Source organism: Pseudomonas sp. YL2 (genome assembly GCF_023063025.1).
Taxonomy (GTDB): Bacteria; Pseudomonadota; Gammaproteobacteria; order Pseudomonadales; family Pseudomonadaceae; genus Aquipseudomonas; species Aquipseudomonas putida_A.
Genome location: NZ_JAJSLU010000005.1, coordinates 103,777 through 124,927 on the forward strand (window position 1 = coordinate 103,777; position 21,151 = coordinate 124,927).

The window sequence follows — 21,151 nt, forward strand, 5'->3', positions numbered from 1 at the left end:
GGCTTGCTCGCGAATGCGGTATATCAGCCACCATCATCGTTGACTGACACCCCGCATTCGCGAGCAAGCCCGCTCCCACAGTTGGTTTTGGGTTCAACCCAGGATCAGCGTGCCGCTGGCCACCAGTGTCGCATTCCCGCCGATCTTCACCCGCTCCCCCTCCAGCCGACAGAACAACTCCCCGCCCCGCGCCGAACGCTGGCACGCGGTCAAACTGGATTTGCCCAAACGTTTCGACCAATACGGAATCAGGCTGCAATGCGTCGATCCAGTGACCGGATCTTCATTGATGCCGATCGCCGGGGCGAAGTAGCGCGAGACGAAATCGTGCTGATTGCCGCGCGCGGTCACGATGGCGCCGAGCCACGGCAGTTTTGCCAGTGCAATCATGTCCGGCGTGCAGTCGAGCACTGCCTGCTCCGACTCCAGCACCACAAACAATTCATTGGAACCGAGCACATCCACCGCCTCGACGCCCAGCGCGCGCTCGACATCCAGCGTCACGCCAATTTCTGACGGCACAATCGACGGGAAGTCCAGCCACAGGCGATCGCCCTCGCGGCTGACGCTAAGCGGCCCGGACTTGCAGATGAAGTCCAGCCGCTCGGCATTTTCCTTGTAGACCTCGAACAACACATAGGCGCTGGCCAGTGTGGCATGCCCGCACAGCGGCACCTCGGTGGTCGGGGTGAACCAGCGGATGTGCCACGCCGCGCCTTCGCGCACCACGAACGCGGTTTCTGCCAGATTGTGTTCGGCGGCGATCTTCTGCATCAAATCGTCCGCGAGCCATGCATCGAGCCGATACACCATCGCCGGGTTGCCACTGAACGGCCGATCACTGAACGCATCAACCTGATGAAATTCGAGCTGCATAACCTTCTCCCTGAGTGAATCGGCAGAGCATGCAGCCACGCTGCGCTCAGCGCCAGTGACAGAACCGGGCAATTTTCTTCATACAGAACGCAAGTTCATGCACGACCGATGTCGGCAAATTTGGCCTGGGTGTGTTCAGCCAGAACCGCCGGCGCCAATTCGACTTCCAGACCACGTCGGCCAGCACTGACATAAATAGTCGCAAAGCCTTGGGCCGAGTTATCGATGAAGGTGCGCAGACGCTTCTTCTGCCCCAGCGGACTGATGCCGCCCAACAGGTAACCGGTGGAACGCTGCGCCGCAGCCGGGTCAGCCATTTCGACTTTCTTGACGCCCGCCGCGTGTGCCAGACCTTTGAGATCAAGACTTCCGACGACCGGCACCACCGCCACCAGCAATTCACCTTTTTCGCTGGCAGCGAGCAGCGTCTTGAACACCTGCGCCGGCTCCAGCGCCAGTTTCTCGGCGGCCTCCAGCCCATAGGACGCGGCCTTGGGGTCATGTTCGTAACTGTGCACGCGATGTTCGGCACGAACTTTTTTCAACAAGTCCAACGCAGGGGTCATGGCAGCTCCAGGCTCGGCATCAACAGAAAAATCCTGCGCCGGATTCTAGGCCATCACCTCGCAAAAGGCTCTAGCGCAGGCCCCGTTTTCCGGGCGTTGCAGGTGAATCACCGGGCTATCGCCCCCGTCCTCCGCAGGATCATTCAGCAGGCTGATAGTTTAATTGTGACCGATGGTTCACTTTCGACCTTTGACAGGTTTGTTTCTTGTCTATATTTTTTCGAATCTGAATAATGTAAGAATTATCATCACCGCAGCACCCAGCAGTAAACCGGGAACAGGATGGGGATCCTGCCCCGGGGAAAATCGCGCCTTGCCCTGACGGCAAGCGCGCCAGACAACAACAAAAATCGAGGTTTTCAATGACAACTGCTTTACAGCAACCATCGCTTTCCGGCCAATGCCTGGCCGAGTTTCTGGGGACTGCACTTCTGATCTTTTTCGGCACTGGCTGCGTCGCCGCGCTCAAAGTCGCGGGCGCCAGCTTCGGTCTGTGGGAAATCAGCATCATCTGGGGCGTCGGCGTGAGCATGGCGATCTACTTGACCGCCGGGGTTTCCGGCGCGCACCTGAACCCCGCCGTGAGCATTGCCCTGAGCATTTTCGCCGACTTCGAAAAGCGCAAACTGCCGTTCTATATCCTGTCGCAGATCGCCGGCGCGTTTTGCGGTGCGCTGTTGGTGTACACGCTGTACAGCAATCTATTCTTCGATTACGAACAAACTCACCACATGGTGCGTGGCACCGCTGCCAGCCTTGAGTTGGCCTCGGTGTTCTCGACCTTCCCCAATCCGGTACTGTCCACCGCTCAGGCATTCCTGGTCGAGATGATCATCACCGCGATCCTGATGGGCGTGATCATGGCCCTGACCGATGACAACAACGGTCTGCCGAAAGGCCCGATGGCTCCGCTGCTGATCGGTTTGCTGATTGCCGTAATCGGCAGCTCGATGGGCCCGCTGACCGGTTTTGCGATGAACCCGGCGCGTGACTTCGGTCCGAAACTGATGACTTTCTTCGCCGGCTGGGGTGAAATTTCCTTCACTGGCGGCCGCGATATTCCGTACTTCCTGATTCCGATTTTTGCACCGATTGTCGGTGCCTGCCTCGGCGCTGCCGGGTATCGCGGGCTCATCGCCCGTCACCTGACCGGCGCCACACCTGCTACAAAGGATGCAGAACCGGCCATTGACGGCAAACCAAGAACTTCTTGAAACAGTCGGCGCGGGCTCCTGCCCATTTCGAACCCGCGCCCCGGCCCACTCTCCCTTATTTAGTCCAAGGCAATCGACATGACCGACATTCAGAATAAGAACTACATCATTGCCCTCGATCAGGGTACGACCAGCTCCCGCGCGATCATTTTCGACCGCGATGCGAACGTGGTCTGCACCGCCCAGCGCGAATTCGCCCAGCACTACCCGCAAGCCGGTTGGGTCGAGCACGATCCAATGGAAATCTTTGCGACCCAGAGCGCGGTGATGGTTGAAGCACTGGCCCAGGCCGGTCTGCATCACGATCAGGTCGCCGCCATCGGTATCACCAACCAGCGTGAAACCACCGTGGTCTGGGACAAGACCACCGGTCGTCCGGTGTACAACGCCATCGTCTGGCAGTGCCGCCGCAGCACCGAGATCTGCCAGCAGCTCAAGCGCGATGGCCACGAAGAGTACATCCGCGACAACACCGGTCTGGTTACCGACCCGTACTTCTCCGGCACCAAGCTGAAGTGGATCCTCGACAACGTCGAAGGCAGCCGCGAGCGTGCGCGCAATGGCGAACTGCTGTTCGGCACCGTCGATAGCTGGCTGATCTGGAAATTCACCGGCGGCAAGGTACACGTCACCGACTACACCAACGCCTCGCGCACCATGCTCTTCAACATCCATTCGCTGGAGTGGGATTCGAAGATGCTGGAAATCCTCGACATCCCGCGCGAAATGCTCCCGGAAGTCAAAGCCTCTTCGGAAATCTATGGTCGCACCAAGAGCGGCATCGCCATCGGCGGTATCGCCGGTGACCAGCAAGCGGCACTGTTCGGCCAGATGTGCGTCGAGCCGGGCCAGGCGAAAAACACCTACGGCACCGGCTGCTTCCTGCTGATGAACACCGGCGACAAAGCGGTGAAATCGCAACACGGCATGCTCACCACCATCGCTTGCGGCCCGCGTGGCGAAGTGGCTTACGCTTTGGAAGGCGCGGTGTTCAACGGCGGTTCGACCGTGCAGTGGTTGCGCGATGAACTGAAGATCGTCAACGACGCTCACGACACCGAATACTTCGCCAATAAAGTGAAGGACAGCAACGGCGTGTACCTGGTACCGGCCTTCACCGGTCTGGGCGCTCCGTACTGGGACCCGTATGCCCGCGGTGCACTGTTCGGTCTGACGCGCGGCGTGCGCGTGGATCACATCATCCGCGCTGCGCTGGAATCGATCGCCTACCAGACCCGCGACGTACTCGACGCCATGCAACAGGACTCCGGCGAACGCCTCAAGGCCCTGCGCGTGGACGGCGGCGCGGTCGCGAACAACTTCCTCATGCAGTTCCAGGCCGACATCCTCGGCACCCAGGTCGAGCGTCCGCAAATGCGCGAAACCACTGCACTCGGGGCGGCGTATCTGGCCGGTCTGGCGTGCGGTTTCTGGGGCAGCCTCGACGAACTGCGCGGCAAGGCCGTGATCGAGCGTGAGTTCGAACCGAGCCTGGACGAAGCCGAGAAAGAGAAGCTGTACAAAGGCTGGAAAAAAGCCGTCAGCCGCACCCGTGACTGGGCGCGTGAAGACGCTGAATAAGCCAGTCTGAAGACTGACTTAAGCTGTCCAAACAGCGTGAAAGCGTAGCGAGCGAAGGCAAGACAAGGCAAAAACAGGCGAGGACGCGGAGTTTACGGGTTTGTAAATGAGCAGTCCGAGCCTGTTTTTAACGCAGGATTGCCGAGCGCAGTAGCTTTCACGTTGTTTGGAAACTGGTCGGGAGGAGATTCCTGCGTCATCATGGGCAAATTTTGCACGGCAGCCCAAAGGAAGCCCCATGAATCTGCCTCCCCGTCAGCAGCAAATCCTCGAGCTGGTTCGCGAACGCGGCTATGTGAGCATCGAGGAAATGGCCACGCTGTTCGTTGTTACCCCGCAAACCATCCGCCGCGACATCAATCAGCTCGCGGAAGCCAATCTGTTGCGTCGCTACCATGGCGGCGCGGCCTATGATTCCAGCGTCGAAAACACCGCTTATGCGATGCGCGCCGACCAGATGCGCGACGAAAAACAACGCATCGGCGAAGCCATCGCCGCGCAGATCCCCGATCATGCCTCGCTGTTCATCAACATCGGCACCACCACCGAATCGATTGCCCGCGCCCTGCTCAATCACAACCATTTGAAGATCATCACCAACAACCTGCACGTCGCCTCGATGCTCAGCGCCAAGGATGATTTCGATGTGCTACTGACTGGCGGCAACGTGCGCCGTGACGGCGGTGTGGTGGGTCAGGCGAGCGTGGACTTCATCAACCAGTTCAAGGTCGATTTCGCGCTGGTGGGTATCAGCGGCATCGACGAAGACGGCAGCCTGCTCGACTTCGATTATCAGGAAGTGCGCGTGTCGCAGGCGATCATTGCCAATGCGCGGCAGGTGATTCTGGCGGCGGACTCGAGCAAGTTCGGGCGCAATGCGATGATTCGATTGGGTCCGATCAGCCTGATCGACTGCCTGGTGACCGATCAGCAGCCGGTGCCGGCACTGGCGCAACTGCTGAGCCAGCACAAGATTCGTCTGGAAGTCGTTTAAACCCTCAACATTCCCATGTGGCGAGGGGATTTATCCCCGATGGGCTGCGAAGCAGTCCCAAAACCATCCAATGCGGTGTGCCTGATACCCCACGGTAGTTGATTGAGGGGCCGCTATGCGGCCCATCGGGGATGAATCCCCTCGCCACAAAAAGCATCCCTCGACTCAATAATGTTCGAAAATTTTCTTTTAGCCGCCCTTCGATGAGTTTTTTCAATCGAACGCGACTGGCTGCGCGCGTCTTTATGGGCTACCATTTTCGCAAATGAACATTTATGTTCGATTTCCAAGACAGAAAATCAAAAGAGCCCGAGGCCAGCCGATGTCCACATCTACCTTGCGTACGCCCCCTATCTCCGAGATCTACGACGTTGCCGTGATTGGCGGCGGGATCAATGGCGTGGGGATCGCAGCGGATGCCGCCGGTCGCGGTCTCTCGGTGTTCCTTTGCGAAAAGGATGACCTGGCCAGCCACACCTCGTCGGCCAGCAGCAAGCTGATCCACGGTGGCCTGCGCTACCTCGAACATTACGAATTCCGTCTGGTGCGTGAAGCGCTGGCCGAGCGCGAAGTGCTGCTGGCCAAGGCGCCGCACATCGTCAAGCCGATGCGCTTTGTGCTGCCGCACCGTCCGCACCTGCGTCCAGCCTGGATGATCCGCGCCGGCCTGTTCCTTTATGACAACCTCGGCAAGCGCGAAAAACTGCCAGGTTCGAAAAGCCTGAAGTTCGGTGCCGACAGCGCACTGAAAATCGAAATCACCAAGGGCTTCGAATATTCCGATTGCTGGGTCGATGACGCCCGCCTCGTCGTTCTGAACGCCATGGCCGCCCGGGAAAAAGGTGCCCACGTACACACCCAGACCCGTTGCGTCAGCGCCCGCCGCGCCAAGGGCCTGTGGCACCTGAATCTGGAACGCGCCGACGGCAGCCTGTTTTCGATCACTGCCAAAGCCTTGGTGAACGCCGCCGGCCCGTGGGTCGCCAAGTTCATTCGTGACGACCTGAAAATGGAATCGCCGTACGGCATCCGCCTGATTCAGGGCAGCCACATCATCGTGCCGAAGCTGTACGAAGGCGATCACGCGCACATCCTGCAAAACGAAGATCAGCGCATCGTCTTCACCATTCCATACCTGAACCACTTCACCCTGATCGGCACCACCGACCGTGAATACACCGGCGATCCGGCGAAAGTGGCAATCACCGACGGCGAAACCGATTACCTGCTGAAAGTGGTCAACGCGCACTTCAAGCAGCAGATCAGCCGCGACGACATCCAGCACAGCTACTCGGGCGTGCGTCCACTGTGCAACGACGAATCCGACAACCCGTCCGCCGTGACCCGCGATTACACCCTGGCATTGTCTGGCGGTGGCGAAGAAGCACCGCTGCTGTCGGTGTTCGGCGGCAAACTGACCACCTACCGCAAACTCGCCGAGTCAGCGATGGCCCAGTTGATGCCGTACTTCACCCAGATGCGCCCGAGCTGGACCGCCACCGCGACCCTGCCCGGCGGCGAAGACATGACCACCCCGCAAGCCTTGAGCGCGCAGATCCGCGACAAGTTCGACTTCGTCCCGACCGAGATCGCCCGCCGCTGGGCCACCACCTACGGCAGCCGCACCTGGCGCATGCTCGAAGGCGTGGAAACCCTCGCCGACATGGGCGAACACATTGGTGGCGGGCTCTACACCCGTGAAGTCGATTACCTGTGCAGCGAAGAATGGGCCACCACCGCCCACGACATCCTGTGGCGCCGCAGCAAACTGGGCCTGTTCACTACCCCGGCCGAGCAAGAGAAACTGGCGGCCTACCTGGGCAAGGTCGAGCAGAACCGCAAGACTGAAGCGGCGTGATTTGAACATCGCTTAAACGAAAGCCCCTGAATTGAGAGATTCAGGGGCTTTTTGCTGCGTGACTTACTTTGCCTGCCACTAACCCTGTGGCGAGGGAATGTGGGCTCGAACGATCATCAATGTGAGGGCAGCGATTAAAAGAGCGTTCGGATTTCCGAACGCGACCTCCCGGTCGATTCGGATAACCGGATCAGTTTCATCGAAAAACACCGACACAAAACTTTAATCACCTTATAAATCAAGCCATTAGCCACTATCGACTGCTCTGGCACGACTCATGCTCTACACTCTCTCGACGAATGCCTGCCGTGCCAACACTTCAGGAGCCGTCAGGCATTCGAAGCACAAAAGGGCCGACGAACTGGCTCCATAAAAAAAACAATTCGAGGAAAATTTGATGCGCATCGTTCCCCATATCCTGGGCGCAGCCATTGCGGCCGCTCTGATCAGCACGCCAGTTTTCGCCGCCGAACTCACCGGCACCCTGAAGAAAATCAACGATTCCGGCACCATCACCCTCGCTCACCGCGACAGCTCCATCCCGTTTTCCTACATTGCGGATGCTTCCGGCAAGCCAGTGGGCTACTCCCACGACATTCAAGTGGCCATCGTTGAAGCCCTGAAAAAAGACCTGAACAAGCCAGACCTGCAGGTCAAATACAACCTGGTGACCTCGCAAACCCGTATCCCGCTGATCCAGAACGGCACCGCGGATATCGAGTGCGGTTCCACCACCAATAACGCCGAACGCGCCCAGCAAGTCGACTTCACCGTCAACATCTTCGAAATCGGCACCCGCCTGCTGGTCAAGAAAGACAAGGATGGCAACCCGTCCTACAAAGACTTTGCCGACCTCAAAGGCAAAAACGTCGTGACCACCGCCGGCACCACGTCCGAGCGCATCATCAAAGCGATGAACGCCGACAAGCAGATGGGCATGAACATCATCTCCGCCAAGGACCACGGCGAATCCTTCAACATGCTGGAAAGCGGCCGTGCCGTTGCCTTCATGATGGACGACGCCCTGCTGGCCGGCGAAGAAGCCAAGGCCAAGAAGCCGGACGACTGGGTCATCACCGGTACTCCGCAATCGTTCGAAGCCTACGCGTGCATGGTTCGCAAAGACGACCCGGCCTTCAAGAAGGCTGTGGATGACGCCATCGTCGGCCTGTACAAATCCGGCAAGATCAACGAGATCTACAAGAAGTGGTTCGAAACCGCGATTCCGCCAAAGGGCCTGAACCTCAACTTCCCGATGAGCGACAAGGTCAAGGAACTGATCGCCAACCCGAGCGACAAGCCGGCGCCTGACGTAAAAATCTGATTCCTGACTAACCTTATCCCCTGAGGGAGCCACCCTCCCTCAGGCGTCTGTTACCTGCTGGTTTTACAGTGGAACACTCGACCTGGCGGTTTTCGAGCCGATCGCGTGTGCCCGGCGTTCAACGTCGGACGGGAAAGGATCTTCCCCAAGCGGGTGCTTGTACATCGATCGATTTCGAGGGGAGACCCTAATGAATTACAACTGGGACTGGGGCGTGTTCTTCAAGTCCACCGGCGTAGGCAGCGAGACTTATCTCGACTGGTACATCGCCGGCCTGGGCTGGACCATTGCCATCGCCATCGTGGCATGGATCATCGCCTTGCTGCTGGGCTCCATTCTGGGGGTCATGCGCACGGTGCCGAACCGCCTCGTATCGGGCATCGCGACCTGCTACGTCGAACTGTTTCGCAACGTGCCGCTGCTGGTGCAGCTGTTCATCTGGTACTTCCTGGTACCCGATCTGCTGCCGCAAAACCTGCAGGACTGGTACAAGCAGGATCTGAACCCGACCACCTCGGCCTACCTGAGCGTGGTCGTGTGCCTGGGTCTGTTCACCGCCGCGCGGGTCTGCGAGCAAGTGCGCACCGGCATCCAGGCGCTGCCACGCGGCCAGGAATCCGCCGCCCGCGCCATGGGTTTCAAGCTGCCGCAGATCTATTGGAACGTGCTGCTGCCCCAGGCCTACCGCATCATCATTCCACCGCTGACCTCGGAATTCCTCAACGTGTTCAAGAACTCCTCCGTGGCGTCCTTGATCGGCCTGATGGAACTGCTGGCGCAAACCAAGCAGACCGCCGAGTTCTCGGCCAACCTGTTTGAAGCCTTCACCCTGGCCACGCTGATCTACTTCACCCTGAACATGAGCCTGATGTTGCTGATGCGCATGGTCGAGAAGAAAGTCGCAGTGCCCGGCCTGATCTCCGTGGGGGGTAAATAATGGACTTCGATTTCAGCGGCATCATCCCTGCGATCCCGGGCCTGTGGAACGGCATGGTCATGACCTTGCAACTGATGGTCATGGGCGTGATCGGCGGTATCGTGCTGGGGACGATCCTCGCGCTGATGCGCCTGTCGTCGAGCAAACTGCTGTCGCGCGTCGCCGGCGCCTACGTGAACTACTTCCGCTCGATCCCGCTGCTGCTGGTGATCACCTGGTTCTACCTGGCGGTGCCGTTCGTGCTGCGCTGGATCACCGGCGAAGACACCCCGATCGGCGCGTTCACCTCCTGCGTCGTGGCTTTCATGATGTTCGAAGCCGCGTACTTCTGTGAGATCGTCCGGGCTGGCGTGCAGTCGATCCCCAAAGGCCAGATGGCCGCGGCCCAGGCGATGGGCATGACCTATGGCCAGACCATGCGGCTGATCATCCTGCCCCAGGCGTTCCGCAAGATGACCCCGTTGCTGCTGCAACAGTCGATCATCCTGTTCCAGGACACCTCGCTGGTCTACACCGTGGGCCTGGTGGACTTCCTCAACTCCGCCCGTTCCAGCGGCGACATCATCGGTCGTTCCAACGAGTTCCTGATCTTTGCCGGTGTCGTCTACTTCATCATCAGCTTTTCCGCCTCGCTGCTGGTCAAGCGTCTGCAAAAAAGGTTTGCCGTATGATCTCCATCAAGAACATCAACAAGTGGTATGGCGACTTCCAGGTGCTGACTGATTGCAGCACCGAGGTCAAGAAAGGCGAAGTGATCGTGGTCTGCGGTCCGTCGGGTTCGGGCAAGTCGACCCTGATCAAGTGCGTCAACGCGCTGGAGCCGTTCCAGAAAGGCGACATCGTCGTCGACGGCACTTCGATTGCCGACTCCAAGACCAACCTGCCGAAACTGCGTTCGCGCGTCGGTATGGTGTTCCAGCACTTCGAGCTGTTCCCGCACCTGACCATCACCGAGAACCTGACCATCGCGCAGATCAAGGTGCTGGGCCGCAGCAAGGAAGAGGCGACCAAGAAAGGTCTGCAACTGCTGGAACGCGTCGGCTTGTCGGCGCATGCGCACAAGCACCCGGGGCAACTGTCCGGCGGTCAGCAGCAGCGTGTGGCGATTGCCCGTGCACTGGCCATGGACCCGATCGTCATGCTGTTCGACGAACCGACCTCGGCGCTCGACCCGGAAATGGTCAACGAAGTGCTCGACGTGATGGTGCAACTGGCCCACGAAGGCATGACCATGATGTGCGTGACCCACGAAATGGGCTTCGCGCGCAAAGTGGCTGACCGGGTGATCTTCATGGACGCCGGCAAGATCATCGAAGACTGCCCTAAAGAGGAGTTCTTCGGCGACATCAGCGCCCGCTCCGAACGCGCGCAGCACTTCCTCGAGAAAATCCTGCAGCACTAAAAAACCACACACCGCTCCCACATTGGATCGATGATGATCCAGAGATTTGTGTGGTGGTTGACCCAAGGCAACTGTGATGAAATGCGACCCCAATCTCTATCGCGCAGCGCCGCCATCACTTGCCGTGAAGCCCCGTCTGATTCGCCATCTGTTCCTGCCGCCGCTGATCATCATCCTGATGATCGGACTGGGTTACATCGGCTTCTGGACCAGTGAACATTTCGGCATCCGCAGCCTCAGCGAGAACGGCCAGCGTCAGCTCGAACTGCACGCGCGCACGGTCGAAAGCGAGATCAGCAAATACACCTACCTGCCCAGCCTGCTGGAACTGGAAACCAGTGTCCCGCAACTGCTGGCCGACCCGACCCCGGAACACCGGCAAACGGTCAATGCTTACCTTGAAGGCCTGAACCGGCGCAGCCGCAGTCGGGCTATCTACGTGATGGACACTACCGGCCGCGTCATGGCCACCAGCAACTGGCGCGACGTCGACAGTTACCTCGGCGAAGACCTGTCCTTTCGCGCCTATTTCCAGAACGCCGTGCGCGGCGAGCCCGGACGTTTCTACGGCATCGGCAGCACCAGCGGCGAACCCGGTTATTACCTCGCCCACGGTCTGGAAGAACACGGCAAGATCATCGGCGTCGCCGTGGTCAAGGTGCGCCTCGAAGCGCTGGAAGAGCGCTGGCAACGCGCCCGCCTGGAAGCCTTCGTCAGCGACGAGAACGGCATCATCATTCTTTCCAGCGATCCGGCGCGGCGCCTGAAATCGGTGGTGCCGCTGAGCGATGAAACCAAAGAGAAGCTCGCCCGCAGCCTGCAGTACTACTGGTTCCCGCTCAACGAACTGCAACCGCTGGCCCGCGAAACCCTGGCCGACGGAGTGGAGAAACTGACCTTCCCGGCCAACAGCGAACTGAGCGCCGATGACGACAGCATCAGCTATCTGGCGCAGACCCGGCCGCTGAGCGACACACCATGGAATTTCACCCTGCTCACACCGTTGCAGGACTTGCGTCGTGAAGCGATCAATCAGGGAATCCTGGTGGCGGTGGCCTTCGCCCTGGTGGCGTTCCTGCTGATCGCCTGGAACGAGCGGCGCAAGGTCATCGCCACCCGCCTCGCCGCCCGCGAAGCCTTGCAGGAAGCCAACAATCAACTGGAGCGTCGGATTACCGAACGCACCGGCGACCTGCGCGCCAGCAACGAACGGCTGAAGAGCCAGATCCGCGAGCGACGCCAGGCCGAAGAGACCCTGCGTCGCGCTCAGGACGAACTGGTGCAGGCCGGCAAACTCGCGGCCATCGGCCAGATGTCGACCAGCATCGCCCACGAACTGAACCAGCCGCTGGCGGCGATGCGCACCCTGTCCGGCAACACCATACGCTTTCTGGAACGCGGCCAGCTCGACGTCGCCAGCACCAACCTCAAGACCATCAACGACCTGATCGACCGCATGGGCCGGATCACCGCCAGCCTGCGCTCGTTCGCCCGCCGTGGTGACGACAAAGGCCAGGCCAGTCTCGGCAAAGCGGTGGACGCGGCCCTGCAACTGCTCGGCGCGCGGGTCGAGGGCATGGCGCTGCAACTGCACCGGCAGTTCAGCGACGTACAGGTGCAGATCGACCAGACCCGCCTCGAACAGATTCTGGTCAACCTGATCGGCAACGCCCTCGACGCCATGCAGGCGCAACCTTCACCGCAGCTGTGGCTGGAAGGCGAAGAGTTCAACGGCAAATATCGCCTGCGGGTGCGCGACAACGGCCACGGTGTCGACGCCGAAGCACGCAAGCATCTGTTCGAGCCGTTCTTCACCACCAAACCCGGCGAACAGGGTCTGGGCCTCGGCCTGACCCTCTCCGCCAGCCTCGCTGCCGCCACCGGCGGTCATCTGGGTGTCGAACACCCGGCCAGCGGTGGCACCACCTTCGTCCTCAGTTTACCGTTGGTAAGCCCTACTCCTGCCGAGCCAATATGAACCACGACCTTAGTGTGCTGATCGTCGAAGACGACCCCCATGTGCTGCTCGGCTGCCAGCAGGCGCTGACCCTGGAAGACATTCCCTGCATCGGCGTCGGCAGTGCCGAAGAAGCGCTGGAGCAGGTCGGCGACAACTTTGCCGGGATCGTCATCAGCGACATTCGCCTGCCCGGCATCGATGGCCTGGAACTGCTGACCCGCCTCAAGGCGCGCGACCGCAGTCTGCCGGTGGTGCTGATCACCGGTCATGGCGATATCTCCATGGCGGTCGGCGCGATGCAGAAAGGCGCCTACGATTTCATGGAGAAACCGTTCTCGCCGGAGCGTCTGGTGGACGTCGCTCGTCGCGCACTGGAGCAACGCAGCCTGGCTCGGGAAGTGTCTTCGCTGCGTCGGCAACTGGCCGAACGCGATTCCCTTGAAGGCCGGATCATCGGGCGCTCGCCAGCCATGCAGAACCTGCGCGAACTGATCGCCAACGTCGCCGACACCTCGGCCAACGTATTGATCGAAGGCGAGACCGGCACCGGCAAGGAACTGGTCGCCCGTTGCCTGCACGACTTCAGTCGTCGGCATGCCAAGCAGTTCGTCGCGCTGAACTGCGGCGGCCTGCCGGAAAACCTCTTCGAAAGCGAGATCTTCGGCCACGAGGCCAACGCCTTCACCGGCGCCGGCAAACGGCGCATCGGCAAGATCGAACACGCCGACGGCGGCACGCTGTTCCTCGATGAAGTGGAAAGCATGCCTCTGCCCCTGCAGATCAAATTGCTGCGGGTGTTGCAGGAACGCACCCTCGAACGCCTCGGCTCGAACCAGAGCGTAGCGGTGGATTGCCGGGTGATTGCCGCAACCAAATCCGACCTCGACGAAGCGAGCAAGGCCGGCGAGTTTCGCAGCGACTTGTACTACCGCCTCAACGTGGTGACGCTGGAGCTGCCGCCGCTGCGCGAGCGCCGTGAAGATATCCTGCAACTGTTCGAACACTTCACCCAGCAGTCGGCGCTGCGTTTCGACCGGGTATTGCCCGAGCTGGACAACCAGACCCTGTCGAACCTGATGAGCCACGACTGGCCGGGCAACGTGCGTGAGTTGCGTAACGTCGCCGAGCGCTTTGCCCTCGGCCTGCCGGCGTTCAAGAAGTCCGGCGCCAGCAGCGGCGGTCAGGGGCTGGCGTTCGCCGAAGCGGTGGAAGCCTTCGAGCGCAACCTGCTCAATGACGCCTTGCAACGCAGTGGCGGCAACCTGACCCAGGCCAGTCAAGAACTGGGCATGGCCAAGACCACGCTGTTCGACAAAGTGAAAAAGTACGGGTTGAGCCACTGATGGATCTGATACTCAAAGCGGCACTCGGCGCGGCGGTGGTGGTGATCCTCGCCGCGCTGTCGAAGACCAAAAACTATTACATCGCCGGACTGGTGCCGCTGTTTCCGACCTTCGCCCTGATCGCCCACTACATCGTCGGCAAAGGTCGTTCGATCGACGATCTGAAGGCGACGATTGTGTTCGGCATGTGGTCGATCATTCCGTACTTCATCTATCTGGCGACGCTGTACGTGATGGTTGACCGCATGCGCCTGGAGGCTTCACTGGCGGTGGCGGTGGTCGCGTGGCTGATCGCAGCGACCGTGCTGGTCACGGTCTGGGTGCGCCTGCACAGCTGATCACAGCATTGGCTTCACTCAGGATCTGCCGGCTCGCCCCGGATACACCTGCCGACTCTTTGAGTGACAGTGATGGCCCCTTCGCGAGCAAGCCCGCTCCCACATTCGGAATACGGTTCCCCTTGTGGGAGCGGGCTTGCTCGCGAAGAGGCCCGAATCAACACCGCCAAAACCTCGCCTACAGCAGGTTACCGCTCGCCACCGGCTCGATCTGCGCCCAGTGCGAGGTGTCTTCACGGTGCTCTTGCAAATACGGCAAAACCGCCGCCAGTAACGGCGCCTTGAACGCCTCCTGAAAGCGATGAGCCAGCCCCGGAATCAGCTTCAACTGACTGCCACGAATGTGCGCCGCCAGATGCACGCCGTGCATCACCGGCAACAGCGGATCGGCCGTGCCGTGCACCACCAGGGTCGGCACCCGCAGTTGATTGAGCAAGGCCACCCGGCTCGGCTCGGCAAGGATCGCCATGATCTGGCGCTTCACGCCCTCAGGGTTGAACGCCCGGTCGTAGGCTACCGCCGCCTGATGCAGCAACGCTTGCCGGTCATCGGTGACCGCGGGGCTGCCAAGCGCCGCCAGCAGATCGGCCTGCTGTTCCAGCGCCACCTCGCGATTCGGCGCACCACGCCGCGCCAGCAATTGCACGAGCGCCGCACTGGGCGCCGGCAAACCTTCGGCGCCGGAACTGGTCATGATCAGCGTCAGACTCTCTACCCGCTGCGGTGCCATCGCCGCCAGATGCTGGGCGATCATCCCGCCCATGCTCGCGCCCAATACGTGAAACTGGTCGATGTGCAACGCGTCCATCAAGCCCAGCGCATCGTCGGCCATGTCCGTCAGCGAGTACGGCGCCGACACCGGCAAGCCGAGTTTGTAGCGCAGCACTTCAAAGGTCAGGTTGGCCTCGACCGGGGCCTGACGCCAGGTCGACAGGCCGACATCGCGGTTGTCGTAGCGGATCACCCGAAAGCCCTGCTGACACAGCGCAACCACCACTTCGTCCGGCCAGTGGATCAACTGACCACCCAGGCCCATGACCAGCAACAGCGCCGGATCCGAGGCACGGCCGATGCTCTGGTACGCCAGGCTCACCTGTGCCAGATCGACCCGTTCAGTCGGTACATTGATGTCGCAACGCGAAGCCGCCATCGACGGCAGGCCGAACAACAGCGCGGCCAACAGAAAAAATAAACGCATGAAGAAACACCGAAACGCAGAACCCCAGTAGAGCGCGAGTCTGATGAAGTTTGTTCAAGCGCGCTGCCACAGTTGCGTGACAGTTTGATGAAGATTGCCGAGCGGTCATCCTGCACAGCGTTCCGACGTCCGACACGATCTTCTACGCCAGCGCGATGAAGGCAACGAATCAGGCCGGAGCGGTCTGTACATCCTCTGAAACAAAACCACTACCCAGCGATAACCATGTACCGCAAGGGCCTGTGAGAGCGCGCCTTTAATAGGCATGAAGGCCGGGATTACCCGGTCTGCATGCCCTCTGGAGCCTTGTCGCATGTCCCACGCACTGCCCTCTGCAACGGCCGACTTCGGCCTTGATCAACGATTACAGCCATGCGTCGATCAAACGCTTTACCTGTTGGCGACGGCTCGTTTGAACGACTGTCACCAGCAATGGCTGGATCTCCTGGCCCACCATCCCCAACAACCCGAAAGCGCCTGGTGGGATGTCCGCGCGCCCGGCACTGCGCTGTCGCGGCGCGAGCATGCCCTGAGCCTCTATCACCGGCATTTCGAGGCCGCGCTTCATTGGGCGGGGGCCGAAGGCAGGCTCGACGCCACACAACGACAGAGGCTGTCGCAGCTCCTCCCCCCTTCGAACAAGGTCGTGGCGGACCTGCGGGTCGCGCAACCGGTACTCAACCGCGTCGATAACAGCCGCCTGCGTGTGTACGGCACGTTGCTGATCAAGCTGGAGGAAACGCTGCTGCTTTATCTGCCCACGCACTCGCAACCGTTGATCCGTTTCGAACAGCAGACCGCGCTGGAACGCTGGCTGATTGACCAGCAGCCGGATCCGTTACGCATCACCTCGCTGGGCTTCATCGAGTTCGGTAGCGATCCGTTCACACGCGGAATTGAACCACTGCTGTCCACATCGGCAAGCAGCGGTGCCAGTTGGGCCGCGCTCGACAAATTTTTCCCGGTCGCGCCCACCCTGCCGGAGAGCGCCGGGCAAACCGTCGATGAAGTTGCGCCCTTCGGTTTGCTGGTTGCCGATATTCCCCTGGACGCGCGCCGGCAGACGCTGGCGCTTGAACAACGTGCGCTCGACCGCTTGTTTGGCGACGCCGAGCTGAACAGCCCGCAACGTCAGCAACTGGCGCAACGATTCGACGCTTTGAGCGAGGCGCAGCAAGCCAGTCATGACGCGGCATCCGCCCTGCTCGACAGCCACCATCCGCTGACGATGCTCGAACTGCGCCAGGCCAGCAACCAGCACTACCACGCCCTGCTTCAGGCCCGTATCGCAGGGCTGCGCGCCGAGGTCGAACTGCAAAGGGCGCTGGATCAGCTGACCGTCGAGGAGCATCGGCGCGTCATCGCAATGCTGGACGCACCGGGGCGCAACCTGCCGACAGCGGACGGGGTTATCGCCCGCCTATCGATGGCGGCGGCAGATCAGAACATGACCGCCGTCGAGGAGCTGCATGGCGTACTGATCATAGCGACGACCGCCGCACTGGAGCCTGACTCGAGCGACAGCCTGCTGCTTTACTGGCCGGGCGAGTTCGGCGGGCTGCAACGTTTTACTTCACGTACAGCGCTGGCACAGGATCTGTTCAAACATTCGCCGAACGACGGCGGGCTGACCCTGCACCTGACGCCGCTCACGGGGGACCCTCTGGCCTGGTCCCTCGATCAACAGCTCTATCAATGCGAACAGCAGGCCGCGCAGATCCTGCGCGACAACCCGCTGCCCGGCCGTGCCGACCAACGCCGGGCCGAGATGGAAAAGCTGCGCGAACAATATCTGCCACGCCTGACCGTAGCGGTCACGCAAGCCCGTGAACGGGCATTTACCGAACGTCAGGCGCAAGATCGCAGCGCGGCGCTGGCCGGCAACCTGCCGGCATGGTTTGAAAAACTGGACGACGCGCCACGTGCACGGATCAAAACGCTGATCAGCCAGTACCTCGGCGCCATGCAACGCGCTCATGCGTTGCTCGAACGGGAATTACCGCCGCGTCAGGCCTTCGCCGAACAACGCATCGACGCCCGCTTGCGCGCAGACTTCGCGCTCAAACAAAGCGCGAGCGTGAGCCTCGACCTGCCCGACTCGACCTTCTGGCAAAAAACCGTGATGGAAGGCGCCGCGCCTGGCACACCGCAACGCAATATCCTGACCGCGAGCGACAAGCGCGGCGAACTCACCCTTGAACAACTGGCACAGGAAAACATCGATCAGGAGGTGCAGTGGCGCCTGTCCTTCATGCGGGCCAGGATCCGCGCCGAGAACCCCACTGATCGACAGCGCCTGGAAGCCGGGATCACCCCGGCCTATTTGCGCAATCTGGTAACAGAGCTGGATCTGCCCGGACGTTACGAAGAACTGATTCGCCAGGCATTTTTCGGCGCGCCGGGAGAACCGGCGTTTCAGCAGGCCTGGCGCCGTGAATGCCTGAGCGAACCGTGGCGGCTGATGCTCCGGTTGCAAGGTGAATTCGCCCTGCTGCAACGGCACATCGACAGTGCCGGCCATGCCGTGCTGAAGGTCGCCATCGAGGCGACTAAACCTCAGGCGTATGCCGAGGATGGACAACGCATCGCGCTGCTGCCGGTGCACCTGACGGTCGGAGGAGAAGACACCGCGCATCAGGGACCGAGCACGCTCGCGGGTGTCACGTTCATTGTCGAGCAGACCAGTGGCCTGACGCTGCTGTACCAGCCCGACAGCACCGACGCGATCTTCCTCCGTCAATACGAAACGCTGGAACAGGCGCGGGTGGATCTGTTCAAGCGTTGTGTGGACAGCAAAATGGTCAGCTACCTGGCCGGACGCGCCGTGAGCGGCGAGTTTGCCAGCCATGTCAGCCGGATCAACCAGGCCCAACTGCGCAATTTCGATGCGCTGATCGGCGTCGGGATGGCGTGGCCGGCGACCACATCACTGGCCATTCATTTACTGAACGTGCACATGGGCCGGTTGCTGGAGGCCCATCGCAGCAGTTCACGTTCCAACGATGCGTTGTATCTCGAACGCTGTGCACTGAAGTCCGGGGCGTTGTTCAACTATCTGAAAATGGCCATCGGCATGTTGCCGTTCGTGGGCGCGGCCGTGGCCCTGTATGACGCCTGGAACAGTGCCAATCTGGCGGTCGCGGCGTTCTTGCGCGGCGAGCTCGGGCATGGTCTGGCGGAGGTGGAGGCGGTGCTGCTGTCGCTGATCGACGCGGCAATGGATGTTCTGCCCGGAACTGTCTCGGCACCCGCAGCCGCTCGTCTGGCCAGCCGCCAGCGGCAACGCGCGGCATTGGGCAGATCCGCCGCGATGTCGACGTCCTGGCAATGGGCACGGCAGTCGCTCGAGCGCTTCAAGGGTTACGAGTACGAATTCGACATCTCCCTCGCCGGCCTGCACCCGGCCACCCATGGGGTCTATCGCAACGTCTATCGTCACGCCGATGGTGACTTCATCATTCGTCAGGGCCGCATCTATCGGGTTCAGCTCAGCGATGCGCCGCGTGGCTGGAGGCTTTATGGCTCACGGATGCGCAGCTACAAACAACCGATCGCCCTCGACGAAAACGGCCAGTGGAACACCCATTACGCGGTGTACGGCACCGTTATGGACGGTGGTGGTGCAGGCGGTGGCGCCGTGCTCGGACATCTGGCCGACGGCATGGACCCGCTCTGGCCCGCGCCAATTCGCCAGTGGTTACCGCGCTGGTGGACCGATCGGCAACTGCGCAGGCAATTGACCCTGACCAACACCGCCGACGCCTATACCCGGCGCCTTGATACCCAGACACGCGCTTCCAACCAGCTGCTGGAGAACTACCAGAAACTCGACGTTGCCCAGCGCAAGCCACTACACACAGCAGTCGACGCAGCATGCCTGAATGACATCGACCTCGCGATCGCCCAATACGACAACCTTGCCGAACTGTTGCCCTTGAGCCATGGCCGCAAGCGTCTGCAGATCGAAGACATCCGCAGCCGCTGTGCCTGGATCGTGGTCGACCGCGCCGTGCAGCGCGTCACCGTCGCCCGCGACCGCTTGCTGGAACACCTGAACCGGATCGACGCACTGGTCGCCGAGTCCGATGCCACCCCTTTCGGCAATACAGCGGCCCATATAAAGCTCATGGCCCGGCGCAAGCAGGTGCGCAAGGATTTCCTCATGGAGTTCGATCAACTGCACGCAATCACCGAGCAGGCCAACCTGTGGAACAACCGCATCAGCAATCGCGCGCAGAAAACCCAGATGGCGAAAGACATGACCGCGCTCAACCGCAACCTGGGCGACAACACGCACCACTACCTGAGGACTGCGCATCTGCTGGAGATCATTACTCGTTACGACGCAGTCACCGACCTGTCCTGGGTGTATTTTCATACCCAGCTCAAAGACGCCCGGGTCAAAGTCGGGCGCGCACTGCTGACCCAGCATCACCTGCCAGAGGTCAGCGCCAGCCTGGTCGAGCGCAAACAAGTGATCGAGGATTGCCTGCAGATCTATGCCGGCTTCCGTCGTCAGCTCAACGCCTGGACACTGGGTTATGCGCAGCATCTGGATCTGGAACAGGTCGGGCCATTCCTCGATGGCCTGACCAAGGTCGAAGCACACGCGCGGCACTCGATCAAACAGCGCCCGCCGATCAAACCGAGAGAGCCGGGCGGCAGGCAACTGTTCGAAACCGAGGACAACCAGTTGCTGATCGGTACCGAAAGCATTGACCCCGGCACCCGGGAAAAACGCTTCACCGTCGAAGGCATCGACGGTTTCCGCGAAACCTGGCTACAGCGCTCCAGCGGTAAATACCATCTGCAAGCCCAACCCGCGCCAGCCGCTGCACCACTGCCGACCGATGTTCAGCCGTTGCTGGCCGAGGCGCGAAAACGTCTCGCGGCGGTTCCGGCCTACAGCAACCGGGTTCAGGCCTACGCCCCTCAGGACATGCTGCCGGTGGATCTGGAACACATGCTCGTCAGCGAAGCGACCGAGCTGAGTACCCGCGCGCAGGTCATCGAGCGATTGTCACCGACTGAACCTGTAGTGCGACAACTGCACGACACGGCCGCTGAACTGCGGCGTACCGGCCGCACGCTGCGCATTGATCAGTCACGGCGCAGCAAGACGCCTACCGAAGGCTATCTGGATTATTTGCTGCAACAGCAGGTGGTAGAGATTCGCAAGGAAGGATCGCTGCGGGCGCTGGGCAAACGCGCTGACGGGCGCAAGGATTTCCTTCAGGAATACCAGGTGCGCGACCTCACCAGCACGCCGCCGCGCACGTTGTGGTATGCGCACTTTCACTACACCTCGGACAAGGTGCCGTTCGCCGACTTCGTCAAAGCCCATCTGAAATTGCCGGAGCAACGCAATCTCGGCCTGCAATGGCAGCAGGCCCAGGCCGCCGGCGGTGCGCAGGTCGAGGCGATCTGGCGTGGCGATATCGGCAAACCGCTGGGGATCCGGCATTTCGCTGATCTCTAGCGCAAAACCAGCGGGGCACTGACTGTGCTCCGCTGCTGCTTGAGCGGTCGACAGCGCCGTTAACATGAGACAAACTCACCG

15 protein-coding genes are annotated in these 21,151 nt (G+C 60.9%); 12 read left to right on the forward strand and 3 right to left on the reverse strand.

Annotation, left to right across the window (positions count from 1 at the left end; translation table 11 throughout):
• Positions 1 to 93: 93 nt before the first annotated feature.
• Entirely contained in the window at positions 94 to 876 is a 783-nt protein-coding gene (locus LVD08_RS09720; RefSeq protein WP_027612072.1) for a PhzF family phenazine biosynthesis protein, read from the reverse strand.
• Between the two features lie 95 nt (positions 877 to 971).
• The gene (ybaK, locus tag LVD08_RS09725; protein ID WP_003227741.1) at positions 972 to 1,442 is read right to left on the reverse strand and encodes a Cys-tRNA(Pro) deacylase; all 471 of its coding nucleotides are present in this window, start codon (positions 1,440 to 1,442) and stop codon (positions 972 to 974) included.
• A 362-nt stretch (positions 1,443 to 1,804) separates the two neighbouring features.
• On the opposite strand from ybaK, the gene LVD08_RS09730 reads away from it, so the two are divergent.
• The 11 genes from LVD08_RS09730 to LVD08_RS09780 all read left to right on the forward strand — a co-directional run bounded on the left by LVD08_RS09730 (position 1,805) and on the right by LVD08_RS09780 (position 14,393).
• Positions 1,805 to 2,656: an MIP/aquaporin family protein gene (locus tag LVD08_RS09730; RefSeq protein WP_027612073.1), complete on the forward strand. Its 852-nt coding sequence runs from the start codon at positions 1,805 to 1,807 to the stop codon at positions 2,654 to 2,656.
• A gap of 78 nt (positions 2,657 to 2,734) precedes the next feature.
• Complete coding sequence (gene glpK / locus LVD08_RS09735) at positions 2,735 to 4,237, forward strand: glycerol kinase GlpK (protein ID WP_027612074.1); 1,503 nt, start codon at positions 2,735 to 2,737, stop codon at positions 4,235 to 4,237.
• Positions 4,238 to 4,475: 238 nt separating this feature from the next.
• The gene (locus LVD08_RS09740) at positions 4,476 to 5,231 is read left to right on the forward strand and encodes a DeoR/GlpR family transcriptional regulator (RefSeq protein WP_007916700.1); all 756 of its coding nucleotides are present in this window, start codon (positions 4,476 to 4,478) and stop codon (positions 5,229 to 5,231) included.
• 322 nt (positions 5,232 to 5,553) lie between these two features.
• A complete protein-coding gene (gene glpD / locus LVD08_RS09745; protein WP_247268024.1) occupies positions 5,554 to 7,089 on the forward strand; it encodes a glycerol-3-phosphate dehydrogenase in 1,536 nt (511 codons plus the stop codon).
• 397 nt (positions 7,090 to 7,486) lie between these two features.
• A complete protein-coding gene (locus LVD08_RS09750) occupies positions 7,487 to 8,413 on the forward strand; it encodes a glutamate/aspartate ABC transporter substrate-binding protein (RefSeq protein WP_027612076.1) in 927 nt (308 codons plus the stop codon).
• Between the two features lie 190 nt (positions 8,414 to 8,603).
• On the forward strand, positions 8,604 to 9,350 hold the full coding sequence (locus LVD08_RS09755) for an amino acid ABC transporter permease (RefSeq protein ID WP_027612077.1): 747 nt from the start codon (positions 8,604 to 8,606) through the stop codon (positions 9,348 to 9,350).
• Positions 9,350 to 10,021, forward strand: a complete 672-nt coding sequence (locus LVD08_RS09760; RefSeq protein ID WP_007963949.1) for an amino acid ABC transporter permease — start codon at positions 9,350 to 9,352, stop codon at positions 10,019 to 10,021. The genes LVD08_RS09755 and LVD08_RS09760 overlap by 1 nt, the downstream gene beginning before the upstream one ends.
• Positions 10,018 to 10,752 (forward strand): amino acid ABC transporter ATP-binding protein, encoded by a 735-nt coding sequence (locus LVD08_RS09765; RefSeq protein ID WP_007963947.1) that lies wholly within the window; start codon positions 10,018 to 10,020, stop codon positions 10,750 to 10,752. The genes LVD08_RS09760 and LVD08_RS09765 overlap by 4 nt, the downstream gene beginning before the upstream one ends.
• 76 nt (positions 10,753 to 10,828) lie before the next feature.
• Positions 10,829 to 12,730, forward strand: a complete 1,902-nt coding sequence (locus tag LVD08_RS09770) for a sensor histidine kinase (protein WP_096795599.1) — start codon at positions 10,829 to 10,831, stop codon at positions 12,728 to 12,730.
• Positions 12,727 to 14,055 carry a sigma-54-dependent transcriptional regulator gene (locus tag LVD08_RS09775; protein WP_183783991.1) on the forward strand — a complete coding sequence of 443 codons (1,329 nt, stop codon included), beginning with the start codon at positions 12,727 to 12,729 and terminating at the stop codon, positions 14,053 to 14,055. The genes LVD08_RS09770 and LVD08_RS09775 overlap by 4 nt, the downstream gene beginning before the upstream one ends.
• 8 nt (positions 14,056 to 14,063) lie before the next feature.
• Positions 14,064 to 14,393: a GlpM family protein gene (locus LVD08_RS09780; RefSeq protein ID WP_177439989.1), complete on the forward strand. Its 330-nt coding sequence runs from the start codon at positions 14,064 to 14,066 to the stop codon at positions 14,391 to 14,393.
• A gap of 178 nt (positions 14,394 to 14,571) precedes the next feature.
• Here the strand turns inward: LVD08_RS09780 and LVD08_RS09785 are convergent, their stop codons facing one another.
• Positions 14,572 to 15,591, reverse strand: a complete 1,020-nt coding sequence (locus LVD08_RS09785) for an alpha/beta fold hydrolase (RefSeq protein ID WP_247268025.1) — start codon at positions 15,589 to 15,591, stop codon at positions 14,572 to 14,574.
• 313 nt (positions 15,592 to 15,904) lie between these two features.
• Here LVD08_RS09785 and LVD08_RS09790 point away from each other — a divergent pair, with 313 nt between their 5' ends.
• Positions 15,905 to 21,070: a dermonecrotic toxin domain-containing protein gene (locus LVD08_RS09790; protein WP_247268026.1), complete on the forward strand. Its 5,166-nt coding sequence runs from the start codon at positions 15,905 to 15,907 to the stop codon at positions 21,068 to 21,070.
• Positions 21,071 to 21,151: the final 81 nt, after the last annotated feature.